Annotated in this window: 12 protein-coding genes; 1 reads left to right on the forward strand and 11 read right to left on the reverse strand. The window is 60.0% G+C overall.

Annotation, left to right across the window (positions count from 1 at the left end; genetic code table 11):
* Positions 1–6: 6 nt before the first annotated feature.
* Positions 7–996 carry a LysR family transcriptional regulator gene (locus BM438_RS18710; RefSeq protein WP_093636014.1) on the reverse strand — a complete coding sequence of 330 codons (990 nt, stop codon included), beginning with the start codon at positions 994–996 and terminating at the stop codon, positions 7–9.
* A 273-nt stretch (positions 997–1,269) separates the two neighbouring features.
* On the opposite strand from BM438_RS18710, the gene BM438_RS18715 reads away from it, so the two are divergent.
* Complete coding sequence (locus BM438_RS18715) at positions 1,270–2,697, forward strand: aminotransferase-like domain-containing protein (protein WP_093636169.1); 1,428 nt, start codon at positions 1,270–1,272, stop codon at positions 2,695–2,697.
* 31 nt (positions 2,698–2,728) lie between these two features.
* On the opposite strand, the gene BM438_RS18720 is transcribed toward BM438_RS18715, so the two are convergent.
* The 10 genes from BM438_RS18720 to BM438_RS18765 form a co-directional block, all read right to left on the reverse strand.
* Complete coding sequence (locus BM438_RS18720; RefSeq protein WP_093636016.1) at positions 2,729–2,986, reverse strand: MoaD/ThiS family protein; 258 nt, start codon at positions 2,984–2,986, stop codon at positions 2,729–2,731.
* Between the two features lie 55 nt (positions 2,987–3,041).
* Positions 3,042–3,593: a molybdenum cofactor biosynthesis protein MoaE gene (locus tag BM438_RS18725; protein WP_093636018.1), complete on the reverse strand. Its 552-nt coding sequence runs from the start codon at positions 3,591–3,593 to the stop codon at positions 3,042–3,044.
* A gap of 45 nt (positions 3,594–3,638) precedes the next feature.
* Positions 3,639–4,742 (reverse strand): GTP 3',8-cyclase MoaA, encoded by a 1,104-nt coding sequence (gene moaA / locus BM438_RS18730; RefSeq protein ID WP_093636020.1) that lies wholly within the window; start codon positions 4,740–4,742, stop codon positions 3,639–3,641.
* Between the two features lie 189 nt (positions 4,743–4,931).
* Positions 4,932–5,843, reverse strand: coding sequence for a bestrophin family protein (locus tag BM438_RS18735; protein ID WP_054036000.1), 912 nt, complete (start codon positions 5,841–5,843; stop codon positions 4,932–4,934).
* A 36-nt stretch (positions 5,844–5,879) separates the two neighbouring features.
* A complete protein-coding gene (gene cydB, locus BM438_RS18740) occupies positions 5,880–6,887 on the reverse strand; it encodes a cytochrome d ubiquinol oxidase subunit II (RefSeq protein WP_093636022.1) in 1,008 nt (335 codons plus the stop codon).
* Between the two features lie 4 nt (positions 6,888–6,891).
* Entirely contained in the window at positions 6,892–8,280 is a 1,389-nt protein-coding gene (locus BM438_RS18745) for a cytochrome ubiquinol oxidase subunit I (RefSeq protein ID WP_093636024.1), read from the reverse strand.
* 120 nt (positions 8,281–8,400) lie between these two features.
* Positions 8,401–10,683 carry an FdhF/YdeP family oxidoreductase gene (locus tag BM438_RS18750; protein ID WP_093636026.1) on the reverse strand — a complete coding sequence of 761 codons (2,283 nt, stop codon included), beginning with the start codon at positions 10,681–10,683 and terminating at the stop codon, positions 8,401–8,403.
* Between the two features lie 251 nt (positions 10,684–10,934).
* Positions 10,935–13,724: an ATP-dependent Clp protease ATP-binding subunit gene (locus BM438_RS18755; RefSeq protein WP_093636028.1), complete on the reverse strand. Its 2,790-nt coding sequence runs from the start codon at positions 13,722–13,724 to the stop codon at positions 10,935–10,937.
* A 455-nt stretch (positions 13,725–14,179) separates the two neighbouring features.
* Entirely contained in the window at positions 14,180–14,560 is a 381-nt protein-coding gene (locus tag BM438_RS18760) for a TraR/DksA family transcriptional regulator (RefSeq protein ID WP_093636031.1), read from the reverse strand.
* A 98-nt stretch (positions 14,561–14,658) separates the two neighbouring features.
* On the reverse strand, positions 14,659–14,859 hold the full coding sequence (locus tag BM438_RS18765; protein WP_093636033.1) for a hypothetical protein: 201 nt from the start codon (positions 14,857–14,859) through the stop codon (positions 14,659–14,661).
* Positions 14,860–14,884: the final 25 nt, after the last annotated feature.

Below are 14,884 nucleotides of genomic sequence, written 5' to 3' on the forward strand. Positions count from 1 at the left end.
GCACGTTCAGGCCCGCAACGATGGTGTTAGAAGTGCGGACACATCATCGTCGGGAACTACTTCCAGGCGACTCGTCACTTCGCCGTAGTCGACGTGCGCCCGTTCGAGGATTTCCGACGTGCACTTTCTCAACATCGTCACCATCATCCGTACCCGTGGCGGCACCGGACGTTGCGCCTGAATCAGGACATTCAGATCGAAGGGCAGCACCTCGAATTCCGGCAGTATGCGTACGAGCCTGCCCTCCGCAAGCGCATCGACGCATGCCGGCTCTTCCAGCACCCCGATGCCGGCGCCGGACAGGATCATTTCATACATGGGCCGCCAATGACTGGTCTTGATCGCAGTACGGATCGGCGCGCTCTCCACGATGTTCGCCATGTGCCTGAGCGGCAACTGATCCGTGCCGAACATGCCCTGAACCCGAATGAACGGATGCTTGACCAGTTCAGACGGCTCGGTGATCGGACCGTGCTGGCTGAGATAGCCTGGCGCGGCAACAAGAACGCGCCCAACCTGCCCCAGCTGACGGGCAATGAACGCCCCTTCCCCAAGTTGCCCAAGACGAAACGAAATATCGACGCCCTCCGTCACGAGATCGACGATCCGGTCGTTCAGGACCAGCTCCAGGTCCAGTTGCGGATAAGCTGCGCGCACGAGGGTCAACGCTTCCGGCACCACCGTCTCGCCAAAGCAATGCGGCGCCGCGATGCGAATCGTTCCCTTGAGATCCTGCCCGTCGTTCGACACTTCAGCAACGGCCTGCTCCACGGCGAGCAGAATCGCTTTGCTACGCTCGTAGAACGTGACGCCTTCGGGCGTGCAATTGAAAGCGCGTGCGCTACGGAGCAGGAGCCGGCAGCCGAGGTATTTCTCCAGCCGCTCGATACGTTCGCTGGTAGCCGGCTGCCCGATATTGAGGTCCCGTGCCGCGCCGGAAATACTCTCGCGCTCAACCACCCTGACGTAAATCCGCATGGCTTCTAGCAGATTCATAGTGCCCAACCTCCCTTTGTACCGATCTCGCATGATTCGAACCAGTTTTTACGCATCGGAAGGCCCCTGCGAGGCGGCCTGGCAATGCGTATTCGATGGAGAACAGGTTAAGGCTGGGTCATCAGTCGCTGAGTGCACACATCGGGCCGACTCGGGTCAGTACAGTTCTGCTACGCTCCTTGCACCGGGCGGCGGCATGGCGAGTCGAGCGCTTGCCAGCCGGGGGAGAGGCCGATGCAACGTGCCGCTGCGGAACGCCAAGGGAATCGTCCGATGAATCTCTACGAGAAGCTGGCCGATGACATCGAGAAGCTGATCCGGCAAGGCGTGTACGGGCATGGCGAACGCCTTCCATCGGTACGGCAGACCAGCCAGCAGCACCGGCTCAGCGTGACGACCGTCATCCGCGCCTATTTGCTGCTCGAAAGTCGTGGTTTGTTGACGGCAAGGCCTCAGTCGGGCTATTTCGTCAACTTCCGGGGCGACGGGGGCGAACGGAAAACACTCGAACTCCGGCCATCGAAGCCAATTCCGATTTCGTCGCCGGTCGACGTGAGCCGGCTGGTGCTGTCCACCTTGCGCTCGATCGGTGTCGACGATGCCGTGCCGCTCGGTTCGCCCTACCCCGACCCAGGCCTCTTTCCCTTCGAAAGGATCAATCGCTACGCCTACGACGCGGGACGCGGCAAGACGCGCTGGGGCGTGACCGACGCGCTGCCGCCCGGCAATGCGGCGCTTGTGCGGCAGATCGCGCGACGCTACCTCGAGAACGGCATGGCCGTCGATCCGAACGAGATCATCATCACGGTCGGCGCAACTGAGGCGATCAATCTGTGCCTGCAGGCGGTCGCGAAGCCCGGCGATGTGATCGCGGTCGAGTCACCGACGTTCTACGCGATGCTCCATGCAATCGAACGGATGGGCATGAAAGCGATCGAGGTGTCGACGCATCCGGAGCACGGCATCGATATTGAAGCGCTCGCCGCGATCGTGGAGTCGCAGACCATCACGGCCTGCATGGTCATGCCGAACTTCCAGAATCCGCTGGGTTTTCTGATGCCCGACGAACGCAAGCGCGAACTCGTGGAATTCCTGACGAAGCGGGACATTCCGGTCATCGAGAACGGCGTCTACAACGAGCTTCACTATGACAGCACGCATCCCAGCACGTTGAAGTCCTTCGATACGAAGGGGCTGGTGCTGCACTGCGGCTCGTTCTCGAAGACCCTCACGGCAGCCTACCGGATTGGCTGGGCGCTGCCGGGCCGATATCGCGATCAGGTGGAAAAACTCAAGTTCCTGAATACGCTAACCTCGCCGTCGATTCCACAAATGGCGATTGCCGAATTCCTCGAACGCGATGGCTATGAGCATCATCTGCGAAGGGTGCGCAGAGCGTATGCGCAGCAGGCCAATCTGATGAAGGCGACCGTCTCGCGCTTCTTTCCTGAAGGCACCCGCATGTCCAACCCCGCGGGCGGATATGTGCTGTGGATCGAGCTGCCGCCCAAGGTCGATGCCATGCGGCTCTATAACCTCGCGCTCGAGCAAGGTATCACCATCGGACCGGGCTACATGTTCTCGGTCTCGGAGACGACCTATCGGAACTTCATCCGCCTCAATTACAGCAGTCCCTGGTCAAGCGAGATCGAACAGGCGGTGATTACTGTGGGCAAGCTCGTCGCGATGTGCGCCAGGTAACGGCTCGATTGGGATCTTGAAGGCAGGAGCCTCAGCCGCCCGTCACCGGAGGAAAGAACGCGATTTCGCTGTCCTCGCGTACGACAAAGGCGTCGGCGACCATCTCGTGATTGACGGCTGTGCGGAGCGGCCGGCCCACGCGCAGTGCCTCGGCCATCCGCTCGTCTCTCGACGCGAGCCTGACCCGCAAGGAGTCAACGGGGAGTTCGGGCGCGTCTATGTGCACAATCTCCTGCGAGATGCCGAGTTGTTCACGAACGCTAGCGAAATATCTGATGGTGAGTTTCATTGATCTGTTCCTGTTGCCGGCGCGATGTGGGCGCACGTTTTGAGCGAATCGCGCATCAACCCCACCGTAGCATCGCCTGTTCGTCGTGCGTCTTGGCTTCGACCCATGTGACTTCGCCGTCACGGCGGATTTCCTTCTTCCACAGCGGTGCATGGGCCTTCAGGAAGTCCATCAGGAATTCACACGCGTCGAATGCTGCCCTGCGATGCGGCGCGGCCACCACGACGAGCACCACCGCCTCGCCAAGCGCGACGCGGCCCACCCGATGCACGATCTTCACCGCCTCCAGGTGCCATCGTGCGATGGCCTCCTCGACGATGCTGCTGAACGACTGCTCCGTCATCCCCGGATAGTGCTCGAGCTCGAGTGCGACTACGTCGTCGAAATCGCCGCAATGACGCACCACGCCGAGGAAGTTCACGATGGCGCCCACGTTGGGATTGCGCGTGACCGGCATGATCTCCGACTGGATGTCGATCGGCTGAAGCTGGACCCGCACTTCGAAGCCCGACGCGATGGTGGCCTGAACAAGCGCAGGATCGCTTGCACGCTTGCCGGCATGCGCCGCGTCTGGCTGTATGCGATAGCTGGGCGACGGTGTGGTCATGGCAGAACTCCGGTCTGTGTCTGCTTCGCAAGGACTCGCCAGGCGTCAACCGCCGACCAGCGACATACGGACGGTGGGATAGGCTTTCCCCGATCCTGGCCGACGCGGCGTCGAGCGAAGCTCAGAGTAGCGATCGTCGCGCTGGATCCACCGGCCGCGGACAACCCCAGCCAGTTCCTCGACTGAAGCGGCCTCCGTGAGCCAGGCCTTAAGGTCCGTGCCATGTGTGGCGAAAAGACATGAGTAAAGTTGACCGTCGGCCGATACGCGAGCGCGCGAACACGACCCGCAGAACGGTTGCGATACGCTCGCGATGAAGCCGACTTCGCCTGTGCCGTCGGCATGGCGATAGTTGACGGCGGTGCCCGTCTGTTCACGAACCACGACAGGAACGAGAGGAAACGCCGATTCAACGATGGCGCGCGTTTCGCGAGCCGTGATCACCTTCGTGTTCGACCAGCCGCCCGCACCGCCAACGTCCATAAATTCGATGAAGCGCACAGCCACGCCCGTTCCCTTGAACTGCCGCACGAGCGGGAGGATCTGGCTATCGTTGACGCCTCGCTCGATCACGGCGTTGACCTTGACCGGGTCGAGTCCCACCGCGCGCGCGGCCTCGATCCCGTCCAGGATCCGCGACACAGGCATGTCCACGTCACTCATCCGGCGGAATATGGCATCGTCCACCGCATCGAGGCTCACCGTCACGCGACCGAGGCCGGCGTCACGCAACGAACGCGCCTTTGCGGCAAGCAGGGAGCCGTTTGTCGTCAGCGCGAGCTCCAGCGGTTTGCCGCTGGGTGTGGTCAGTTTCGCGAGTTGCTCGATCAGGGATTCGAGTCCACGCCGCAGGATCGGTTCGCCGCCCGTGATGCGGATTTTCTCCACCCCGAGCAGTGCGAACGCTTTCGCGAGCTTGACCATCTGTTCAAACGACAGACGTTCCGAAGACGGCAGGAACCGGTAGTCTGCGCCGAAGGTCTCCCGCGGCATGCAGTACGTACAGCGGAAATTGCATTGATCGATAACGGACAGGCGTAAATCCCGCAGTGGACGATCAAGCGTATCGAGCGTAGTCGTGACGGCACCGGCGGATATGCCATGGGGAGATGCAGTGTCGGCGAATATGGGCTGGTGGACGATGTTCACGATCTATCCGAAGGTGGGCGGCGGCATGTGGCGTTGGCGGCAGTCGATCTGTCTGACCGGGACGACCGCCGGTTCGCCAATGTCCTGTTGGCAGGATAGTGCGTCGGGCTCGCCCTCGGGACGCACAGTCTGTGCCGAATTTCAGGAGTACAGTTCGCGCGCCGTATCGGGTGCGACGAAGAACGCCCCCTAAGTCAACTGATACGCGCGCACCGGTACGACCTCCTCAGGAAGTTCGCAGCCGCAAAGCTCGAGAATCGAACGCTCGATGTTGCGCGTCATAGCATCAAGCGCCAGCGCATTCGGCGCGACGGTAAAAGGCTCGGCGACTTCGCTAGCAATCGCTTCGAGCGCAATGAGCGTATAGGAAATGAAAACACAAAGAAGCGGCGTGAAGAACTCCGTCGAATCGACCAGACCGAACGGCAACAAAACGCAATAGGCGTAGACAGTGCGGTGCAGCAGCACACTGTAGGCAAATGGAATCGGCGTCGATGCGATCCGTTCACACCCTCCCACCGTCTTTCCCAATTCGTTGATCTGCGCGTCCAGCATCCAGAGCTGGGTATCCGACATCAAGGCCCGAACTTGCAGATCGGCAAAGTCGCGACGAAGCTCATTGAGCAGCGCGGTCGGTTTGTAGCAGGTGTGCTGCAATGCCTCGGTGCGCGTACGTCCGAGAAAGCGAACGAGATCGGAAGTCGGGTCGGTCCCACGCAGTTGATGCTTCAACGCGTACACACTCGCAATCAGCGTATGAGCCATTTGAACGTGGTGATCGCTCCGCGGCACGTAACACAGCATCTGCGAAGTCAGCGCCCGCGCCGAGATCAGGATGCTGCCCCAAAGATGGCGCGCCTCATTGAAGCGCTCGTAACTCGCGTTATTGCGGAACGCCAGGAAGATCGCAAGCGCCAGGCCGAATAATGTGAACGGAGCCGTATTAAGTGGGATCTTCTCGCCGAAAATGCGCCCTTGCGTCACGACAGCAAGACTGCTGACCGCGGCCATAAAAACCAACTGCGGAATAATCGACTGCAACACGGAACCGTTCCAGACAAACAGCAGCCGGAACCAGTTCTGCCCTGGCCTCACAATCATAATGTGCTCTTCTAATGGTCTGGCTGCGCCGTCACCTCAGTGGTAACCGGCATCCCCTTCGCGCACCTTGCCCCGGAACACGCGATACTGCATGACGTTGTAGACAAGGATGATCGGCAGCACGATCACCGTGCCGACCAGCGCAAACAACTGGCTCGAGTGGCTCGACGATGCTTCCCAGATCGTCAGCGACGGCGGAACGATGTTCGGCCAGATGCTGATGAGCAAACCGCTATAGCCGAGAAAGCACAGCGCGAGCGTGAGCAGGAACGGCGTCGCCTCGTGCTTCTGGCGAAGCGAACGGAAGACGCCCCACACACAGGCGACGACCAGAATCGGCACCGGCAGGAACCAGCCGAGATTGCCGCTTCCGAACCAACGATGTGCAACCGCCGGCAAGCCGATTACCGTCCATAGACTCACGACGACCATCACCCCGAGCAGGATGCTCACAAGCGGCCGCATCACCTCACGCATCTTGTGCTGCAATTCGCCATCCGTCTTCAGGACAAGCCAGCCGCAACCGAGCGTCGCATACGTGGTGAGTACGCCGATTCCGCAGAACAGGCTGAACGGCGACAGCCAGTCGAACGCGCCGCCGGCAAAGCGGCCATCGACGATCTTGATGCCTTGCAGCAGCGACCCCAGCACGATGCCCTGGCAGAGCCCCGCGAGCGCGGAACCGCCAATGAAGGCGAGGTCCCACGCGTGTTGGGTCCTGACGGCCTTGGCGCGCAGTTCGAAGGCCGCCCCGCGGAAGATCAGGCCGATCACCATCAGGATCAGCGGGAGATAGTTCGCCGGCAGCAGCGTCGAATAGACCACCGGGAACGCCCCGTAAAGCCCGGCGCCGCCGAGCACGAGGAATGTCTCGTTACCGTCCCAGACCGGCGCGATGGTATTGAGCATCACTTGCCGGTCGCCCTTCTCCTCGAAAAACGGAAACAGCAGGCCGATGCCCAAGTCGAAGCCGTCCAGCATCACGTAGATAAAAACGCCGAGTCCGATGATCGCGGCCCACACAACAGGAAGATCGATTTGCATGGCGTCACTCCCCTTCCAGTGCGTCCAACGGACGATTACGCAGGACCGGATGCCGACGGGAATCGCGGCGCTCGACGTGCTCTTCAGGTCCGCGCTTCATCATCTTCATCATGTAGTAGAAGCCCATGCCGAACACGAGGAAATACACCAGCACAAAAATCAGCAAGGAAACGCCGACCTGCTGGGAACTGACCGGCGAGACAGAGTCCGCAGTGCGCAGGACACCGTAGACCGTCCACGGTTGACGGCCGACCTCGGTCGTTACCCACCCCGCCAATAGCGCCACGATTCCAGAAGGTCCCATGCACAGAACGAAACCTTGATACCAGCGCGTCTCATACAGACGACCACGCACTCTCAGCAGTAAGCCAAGCAGTGCCGTCAACAACATCAACATGCCGAGACCCGCCATGATCCGGAAAGTCCAGAACACGATCGGCGAATACGGACGGTCCTCGGGCGGAAACTCTTTCAGGCCGCGAATCTCGCCATCCCAACTGTGAGTCAGAATCAGGCTGCCCAGATGCGGTATCTGGATCGTGTATCGCGTCACTTCCGCATCCATATCGGGCAGGCCGACCAGATTGAGCGCGGTGCCCCCGTGCTCGGTTTCCCACAGGCCTTCAATCGCCGCGATCTTGGCCGGCTGATATTTGCGCGTGTTGAGTCCGTGCGCATCGCCGACGAAAATCTGTATTGGCGTCAGGAAAAGCAGAATCCACAGCGCCATCGAAAAACTACGCGTGACGGGTTTGTCGCGCCGACCCTGCAACAGATGCCACGCACCGCACGCGGCAACAATGAAGCCCGCGACGATGAACGCGGCAATCGTCATATGCGCGAGGCGATACGGAAACGAAGGATTGAAAATCACCTTCATCCAGTCGACCGGTACGATCCGGCCATTCTCGACAGCGAATCCTTGCGGCGTCTGCATGAAGCTGTTCGACGCGAGAATCCAGAACGTGGAAATGAGTGTGCCCACCGCAACCATTAGCGTGGCGAAGAAGTGCGCGCGTGGACTGACGCGTTGCCAGCCAAACAGCATGACGCCGAGAAAGCCGGCCTCGAGAAAGAATGCGGTCAGCACTTCGTAAGTCAGAAGCGGCCCCGTGACGTTGCCGGCCACGCTGGAAAAGCCACTCCAGTTGGTGCCGAACTCGTAAGCCATCACCACGCCCGAGACCACCCCCATGCCGAAGCCCACCGCGAAGATCTTCGACCAGAACTGGAACATCTCCTTATAGGCAACGTCGCCGGTGAGCAGCCAGCGCCATTCCAGCACCGCGAGGAAACTCGCCATGCCGATACTGATCGCGGGAAAAATAATGTGAAATGAAACCGTAAACGCAAACTGCAACCTGGCAAGGTGGAATGCATCGAAGATTTCCATAATTGATCAATGGCTCCAGGTGACAACCGCATTTGCGTAAAACGGCGTTCACGCCCGTTATCCTGCAGGCCGGTCAACTGGACGCGCACGTCCGGTTGATCGACCCGTCATCGCTCAAAGTCAGGCTTGTGCCGAGCGCACAACATGAACCGGAACAGACTTGTACGAAGGCGTGCCGCTCTCCTTATCGATAAAGTCGAGCGGCACCAGCACGTTCGCTTCAGGATAGTATGCCGCCACTGAACCCGGTGCGATGTTGTAAGCAATTACCGTTATTTTCTTCAAGCTTCGCTGCCTGCCCGCTGAAATCGTTTCAATGTCGACCAGATCGCCATGCTCGAGTCCACGTGCGGCAAGATCGTCTTCGTTCATAAACAGCACGTCACGGCGACCGAACACGCCCCGGTAACGATCGTCCATGGCATAGATGGTGGTGTTGTACTGGTCGTGGCTGCGGATTGTGATGAGTCGCAGCACATTTTCAGCGCCGAAAACGTCTGCATCTTCCTTCACCCCGCCGTACACCGAGAACATCGCCTTGCCTGACGGCGTGGGCCACACGCGTTCGGTCGGGGGAAGCGGCATACGGAATCCGCCCGGCACTCTGATTCGTGCGTTGAATGCCTCGAATCCCGGCACAGTTTGCTCGATCAGGTCCCGAATCTTGTCGTAGTCGGCAACCAGTTCCGACCATGCCACCTTGCTATTCGGTAACGCAGCTCTCGCAATACCGGCGACGATCGCAGGCTCAGATAGCAAGTGTTCGGAAGCAGGCTTCAGCTTGCCCGAAGAAGCGTGGACCATCGACATCGAATCCTCGACCGTAATGGATTGCCGGCCGGTCGCCTGGATATCCAGTTCCGTGCGCCCCACAACTGGCAGCACGTACGTTTCTTTTGCCACCAGCAGGTGCGAACGATTGAGCTTGGTACCGAGATGGACGCTCAGATCGAGCTTGCCCATGGCCGGAAAGCACTGCTCGGAATCAGGTAACGCAACAGCGAAGTTTCCACCGAGACAAATCAGCGCCTTGGCCGTACCGTCGATCATCGCCTGCATCGCCTGGACGGCGTCGTGTCCGTGCGCGGCGGGCGGCTTGAAGCCGAATACATCTTCGATTTGCTTGAGGAAGGTGGCGGACGGTTTTTCGGTGATACCGACCGTGCGGTTCCCCTGCACGTTGGAATGCCCGCGCAAAGGACAGATGCCTGCGCCGGGTTTGCCGATGTTCCCGCGCAATAGCAACAGATCCGCAATCAGACGGACATTGGCGGTACCTTTGTTATGCTGGGTAACGCCCATACCATACGTGACAATCGTCGCATTCGATTTTGCATAGGCAATCGCAACCTCGTCGATATCCTCGCGCGTGAGTCCACTGGCCTTTTCGATATCGTCCCATGACGTCGCTTCCAGATCGGCGGCAAACGCATCGAACCCTTGGGTATGCGTGGCAATGAACTCGTGGTCCAGAACGGTGTTGCCCTGTTCCGCGTCCATCTGCAGGAGCGCCTTCATGATGCCCTTGAGGGCGGCGGCGTCTCCACCGGCGTCGAGCTGAAAATAGGTCGACGCGATTCGGGTCGACGCGAAGGTCGCCATTTCGAAAACGCTCTGCGGATCGGCGAAACGCTCCAGCGCGCGCTCGCGCAGCGGATTGAACACGATGATCGGCACGTTGCGCCGCGAGCATTCGTGGAGTGTCCCCATCATGCGGGGGTGATTCGTGCCCGGGTTGTGGCCGATGGAGAGGATGAGTTCGGTCTTGTCGAAATCATCCAGCGATACCGTGCCTTTACCGATTCCGATCGACTGGGGCAAGCCAACGCTGGTCGGCTCGTGGCACATGTTCGAGCAATCCGGGAAATTGTTGGTGCCATATTCCCGCGCAAGCAACTGAAAGAGGTAGGCGGCCTCGTTCGACGCTCTGCCTGAGGTATAAAACTCGGCCTCGTCGGGCGAGGACAAGCCGCGCAGCACTTCACCAATGCGAGCAAATGCGTCCTCCCATTCGACCGCCCGGAATTTGTCCGTGGCACGGTCGTAGACGAGCGGGTGCGTCAGGCGGCCGAGATCCTCCAGTTCGTAATCCGTCCGTTGCAGCAGCGACGACACCGTGTTGTTCTCGAAGAACTCCGGTGTGACCCGCTTGGTCGTCGCTTCCCATGTGACCGCCTTGGCGCCGTTCTCGCAGAACTGGAACGTGGATTTGTGCTCCTTGTCAGGCCACGCGCAACCCGGACAATCGAAGCCATCAGGCTGATTGGTCCGCATCAACGTGATCGGCGCCTCGATGCTTTCCATTTGTGTTCGGACGGCCTGAGCTGTCGCCCGGAGCGCTCCCCAGCCCCCAGCGGGTCCGTCATACGGTCGGATTCCAGGCACTTCGCGTCGTGTGGTCATCTGAAACTCCATGGCCTTTATTAGGATGCCTGATGGCTATCCGGATTGAGGTTACGCCGCATCACGGCATAAAGCGTGGATACGAGATCAGTCTAATCAGGTTGATGCATTGTGAAAGGTACAGATCGATCCGTGGCGGGCGTGCACAGTACACACAGCACAAGCACTGTCACACCACCCGGATCGCCCAGGCTGGGACCCCGTACACCGTCGGCAATGACGTAGCGGTGGCTCCCAGCTGGTTATGCACCTCATTGCTTCGAGTGAGCGCTTTCCGTTTCCTCGGGGCTGCTGGCCTCTTTGGACGGTTTCTTCTTCGCACGTCCGTTGCTACCCTTCGCGCCCGTTGCCTTGGGCGTGGATGGCGCCTCGCTCTTGCTGAACTTCACTTTGCCGCTATCCTTGTCGTAACTGACATCGACGGTGTCGCCCGACTTCAGGACGTCGCCAAGCATCTCCTTCGCAAGCCGCGTTTCCAGTTCCTGGCGAATCTGGCGCTTCAACTCGCGTGCACCGAACTCCGGCCGGTAACCAGCATCGGCGAGGTGATCAACAACCGATTCGTCTATCTTGAGGGTTATGTCCTGTGCAGCGGCAGTGCGCACAACCCGTTCGAGCTGGATCTGCACGATCGAGCGGATGTTGTCGCGCGAGAGCCCGTGGAAGACGATGATCTCGTCGATCCGGTTCAGGAACTCAGGCCGGAAGTGCCCCTTGAGCACCCCCATCAATTCCTCGCGGATTGCTTTCTCGGTCTGGCGGTCCCCCTCGGGTTTTTCGAGGTTGTCCATGATGATCGACGCGCCGAGGTTGCTAGTCGCAATGATGATCGTGTTGCTGAAGTCCACCACGCGGCCCTTGCCGTCGGTCAGCCGCCCGTCGTCGAACACCTGCAGCAGCACGTTGTACACGTCGGGGTGCGCCTTCTCGATTTCGTCGAGCAGGATCACGCTGTAAGGGCGCCGCCGCACGCGCTCGGTCAGCTGGCCGCCCTCGTCGTAACCGACGTAGCCCGGAGGGGCACCGATCAACCGCGCGACCGAGTGACGCTCCATGTACTCCGACATGTCGATACGAACGACCGCCTGCTCGTCGCCGAACACCGTTTCTGCCAGCGCCTTAGCGAGTTCGGTCTTGCCGACGCCCGTGGGTCCGAGGAACAGGAACGTCGCGATCGGCCGGTTCGTCTGGCCGAGTCCGGCTCTTGACAGGCGCACGGCATCGCTCACGGCAATCACCGCGTCGTCCTGGCCGACCACGCGTTCGCGCAGCTTCTTCTCCATATCCAGCAGCTTCTGGCGCTCTTCCTGCGTGAGTTCCGTGACCGGAATCCCGGTAAGACGCGACACCACTTCGGCAATTGACTGCACGGTCACTTCGAGCGTCTCCGAACCGGTCTTGCGCTGCCATGCTTCCATCTGCTCGTCGAGTTTCGTCTGCTTTTCGCCGATAGTTGCCTCGAAAGCCTTCGCTTCATCGAAGCGTTTGCGCGAGGAGGCATAATCCTGCTCGCGCTTCGTCTGCGCGATTTCGGCTTCGAGTTCCTGGATGGCCGCGGGACGCGAGGTCGCGCCGATGCGCACACGTGCCGCCGCCTGGTCAATCAGGTCGATGGCCTTGTCCGGCAAAAAGCGCGACGTAATGTAGCGATCCGACAGTTCGGCTGCCGCAACGAACGCATCGTCAGCGAACGTCACCTGGTGGTGTGCCTCGAGCTTGTCGCGCAGGCCACGCAGGATGACGATGGTCTGCTCGACCGTCGGCTCCGGCACCAACACCGGCTGGAAGCGCCGCTCGAGCGCGGCATCCTTTTCAATGTACTTCTGATACTCGTTGAGTGTCGTTGCGCCGATCAGACTGAGTTCGCCGCGCGCAAGCGCAGGCTTGAGCACGTTCGCGATATCGAGGCCGCCCTCGCCCCCGCCTTGCCCCGCGCCCACGATCGTGTGCAGTTCGTCGATGAACAGAATCAGCTCGTCCTGCTTCGCCGTGACCTCATCGATCAGTTGCTTGGCGCGCTCCTCGAATTCGCCGCGATACTTCGCGCCCGCTACCATCGAGTTGATGTTGACTTCGACGAGCCGCTTGCCGCGCAGCACTTCAGGCACGTCGCCGTTGATGATGCGTTGCGCCAGCCCTTCGACGATCGCTGTCTTGCCGACACCCGGCTCGCCGATCAGCACGGGGTTGTTCTTCTTGCGCCGCGCGAGCACTTCGATCGTACTTTCGATTTCCTGCGCGCGGCCGAGCACCGGGTCGAGCTTGCCCTGACGTGCCATGGCCGTGAGGTCGCGCCCGAACTTGTCAAGGTTGGGCGTACCGGTTGGCGTGTCGACACGGCCGTCCTCCGCGCCTTTGCCCACCACTTTTACGACCTTCTGCCGCAACGCCTCTGGCGTCACGCCATATTTCTTCAGCAGTGTGCCCGCGATACTGTCCGGCACGGCAGCAAGCCCAATGAGCAGATGTTCTGGGCCGACGTATGAATGCCCGAGATCGCGCGACGCCTGGAACGCATACTGGAACGCCTTTTTTAAACGAGGCGATATGGTCATCTTGTCGACCGGCGAGTCAGGATCACCCTTTCCTTTTTGCGCATGCTGATCGATGTAAGCCTTGATGTCCTGCGGCGAGAGCTTGAGTTCCTTCAGCAACGCCGCACACACATCGGTGTCCGCAAGCACGTACAGCAGGTGTTCGGTGTCGAGTTCGTTACGGCCAAGCTCGTGTGCTTTTTCCGCGGCGCGCTGTAACAATTCGAGCGTCTGCTCGCTGAAAGCATCGGTGGCGTCGACCGATTCACGCGGCACTTCGGCATAGCCAGCATCATCTTCCTCGTCCCCGCCCTCCATGCCGCCGAAGAAGCGCGACAGGCCTCCGCCTCCCAGCAGTGAATCGAATGGGTTCTGCATGCTTTGATGTCGCATCAATTGCCGATAGTCGTAGTCGCAGATCGATAAGGACTTCCGCTCGCCGTTTTGCACAACGGTTACACGGGCGACAGCGGGACGGGCATTACAGATTTCGCAGAGAGCTGGCATCGGGAGTCACCTTTTCGGTTAAGGCATCCGGCTACGTAAAAGGTTATGGGGCACGGTCATATGGGTTGCGCGGGTTTTGACGGGCTTGGTGAACATGTCACCTGAGTGACGGTTGATGGCCCGTTTGTCTGGCTCAATAACCGGGGACACGTGATAGTGATAGCTCATCGAGCGCGGTTTAAGCATCGGCGCGGAGCAGCTGTTCGTGCCCGACGAGCACTGTCTGAACAATACGGATTGGTTACAACGGCGATATCAGCATGATTAGCATAACGAAATCCTGAATCCGCCATTGGATTCTATGAGGGGCTTGTGAATAATGGAACATTGGTTTTTCCGATGATAGGCATTGGCGCAATCTGCCAGCGGCACCTCATGGAACAGGATTTCGCCGCCCGGCTTCAGGACCGCATCAGGCCTTTTCTGACATCACAGTGGCGTCAGGCGTCATCATTTCACTTGCCGGTCTCGCGCCGGCTCTGCTCTTCAACGGTCAGGATCGCTTCCGGGGCGACTTCCAGACGGCCTTTCGGTATCGGGTCACCACTCTCATCGGAGAAACCGTAAGTCCCCTCGTCGATCTTCTGAAGCGCGCGCTCGATATCGCTGATGCGTTGGTCGTTCACGTCGTGCAGCGCCTGGTTGACCTCGTTCTGCGCCATGCCCTGCGCCTCGTCCTCGAACTCGTGCGCTTCGTCGCCGTGCTCCTCCTCGGCAGTTCGCTCGTCCGCGATCGTATTCTCCTCTCCACCCAATAGTTCCTGGCGTAACGCGAGGAGGCGCTTGCGCTGCTGCGCGATGAACTCGTCACTCAACGTACCCTGCTGCTCCGACATGGTTCTCTCCCTCGCCCGATATCATTCGACAGCGCGCTTTCAGCCAGCCTAAGGCAAGAATAGTACTAATTTGTAGAGATCAAAGTGCTATGTCGCGATCAGGCACCCAACTCCTGAAACGCATGGCCGTTGGCCTCGAGCCCCTTCAGGATGTCTGGCGTCAGTTCGCTTTGCCACACGTGTCCATTGAGTTGCCAGTCGCCTGTGTCGACGAGATCGGGCAGGCCCGCTCCCGCGCGCACATAGAGACCGAGCGTCGGCTTCTTCAGGTTGATGTAGAAATCGAATTCCTGCTGCATGGCAGCGCCTCATGCGAGATAAGGA

This window comes from Paraburkholderia aspalathi (assembly GCF_900116445.1).
GTDB lineage: Bacteria > Pseudomonadota > Gammaproteobacteria > Burkholderiales > Burkholderiaceae > Paraburkholderia > Paraburkholderia aspalathi.

What these genes read in the sequence shown, in the direction of transcription:
- BM438_RS18710 (WP_093636014.1), bottom strand. Translation starts at nt 996, where the DNA reads ATGAATCTGCTAGAAGCCATGCGGATTTACGTCAGGGTGGTTGAGCGC.
- BM438_RS18715 (WP_093636169.1), top strand. Translation starts at nt 1,270, where the DNA reads ATGAATCTCTACGAGAAGCTGGCCGATGACATCGAGAAGCTGATCCGG.
- BM438_RS18720 (WP_093636016.1), bottom strand. Translation starts at nt 2,986, where the DNA reads ATGAAACTCACCATCAGATATTTCGCTAGCGTTCGTGAACAACTCGGC.
- BM438_RS18725 (WP_093636018.1), bottom strand. Translation starts at nt 3,593, where the DNA reads ATGACCACACCGTCGCCCAGCTATCGCATACAGCCAGACGCGGCGCAT.
- BM438_RS18735 (WP_054036000.1), bottom strand. Translation starts at nt 5,843, where the DNA reads ATGATTGTGAGGCCAGGGCAGAACTGGTTCCGGCTGCTGTTTGTCTGG.
- cydB (WP_093636022.1), bottom strand. Translation starts at nt 6,887, where the DNA reads ATGCAAATCGATCTTCCTGTTGTGTGGGCCGCGATCATCGGACTCGGC.
- BM438_RS18745 (WP_093636024.1), bottom strand. Translation starts at nt 8,280, where the DNA reads ATGGAAATCTTCGATGCATTCCACCTTGCCAGGTTGCAGTTTGCGTTT.
- BM438_RS18750 (WP_093636026.1), bottom strand. Translation starts at nt 10,683, where the DNA reads ATGACCACACGACGCGAAGTGCCTGGAATCCGACCGTATGACGGACCC.
- BM438_RS18755 (WP_093636028.1), bottom strand. Translation starts at nt 13,724, where the DNA reads ATGCCAGCTCTCTGCGAAATCTGTAATGCCCGTCCCGCTGTCGCCCGT.
- BM438_RS18760 (WP_093636031.1), bottom strand. Translation starts at nt 14,560, where the DNA reads ATGTCGGAGCAGCAGGGTACGTTGAGTGACGAGTTCATCGCGCAGCAG.
- BM438_RS18765 (WP_093636033.1), bottom strand. Translation starts at nt 14,859, where the DNA reads ATGCAGCAGGAATTCGATTTCTACATCAACCTGAAGAAGCCGACGCTC.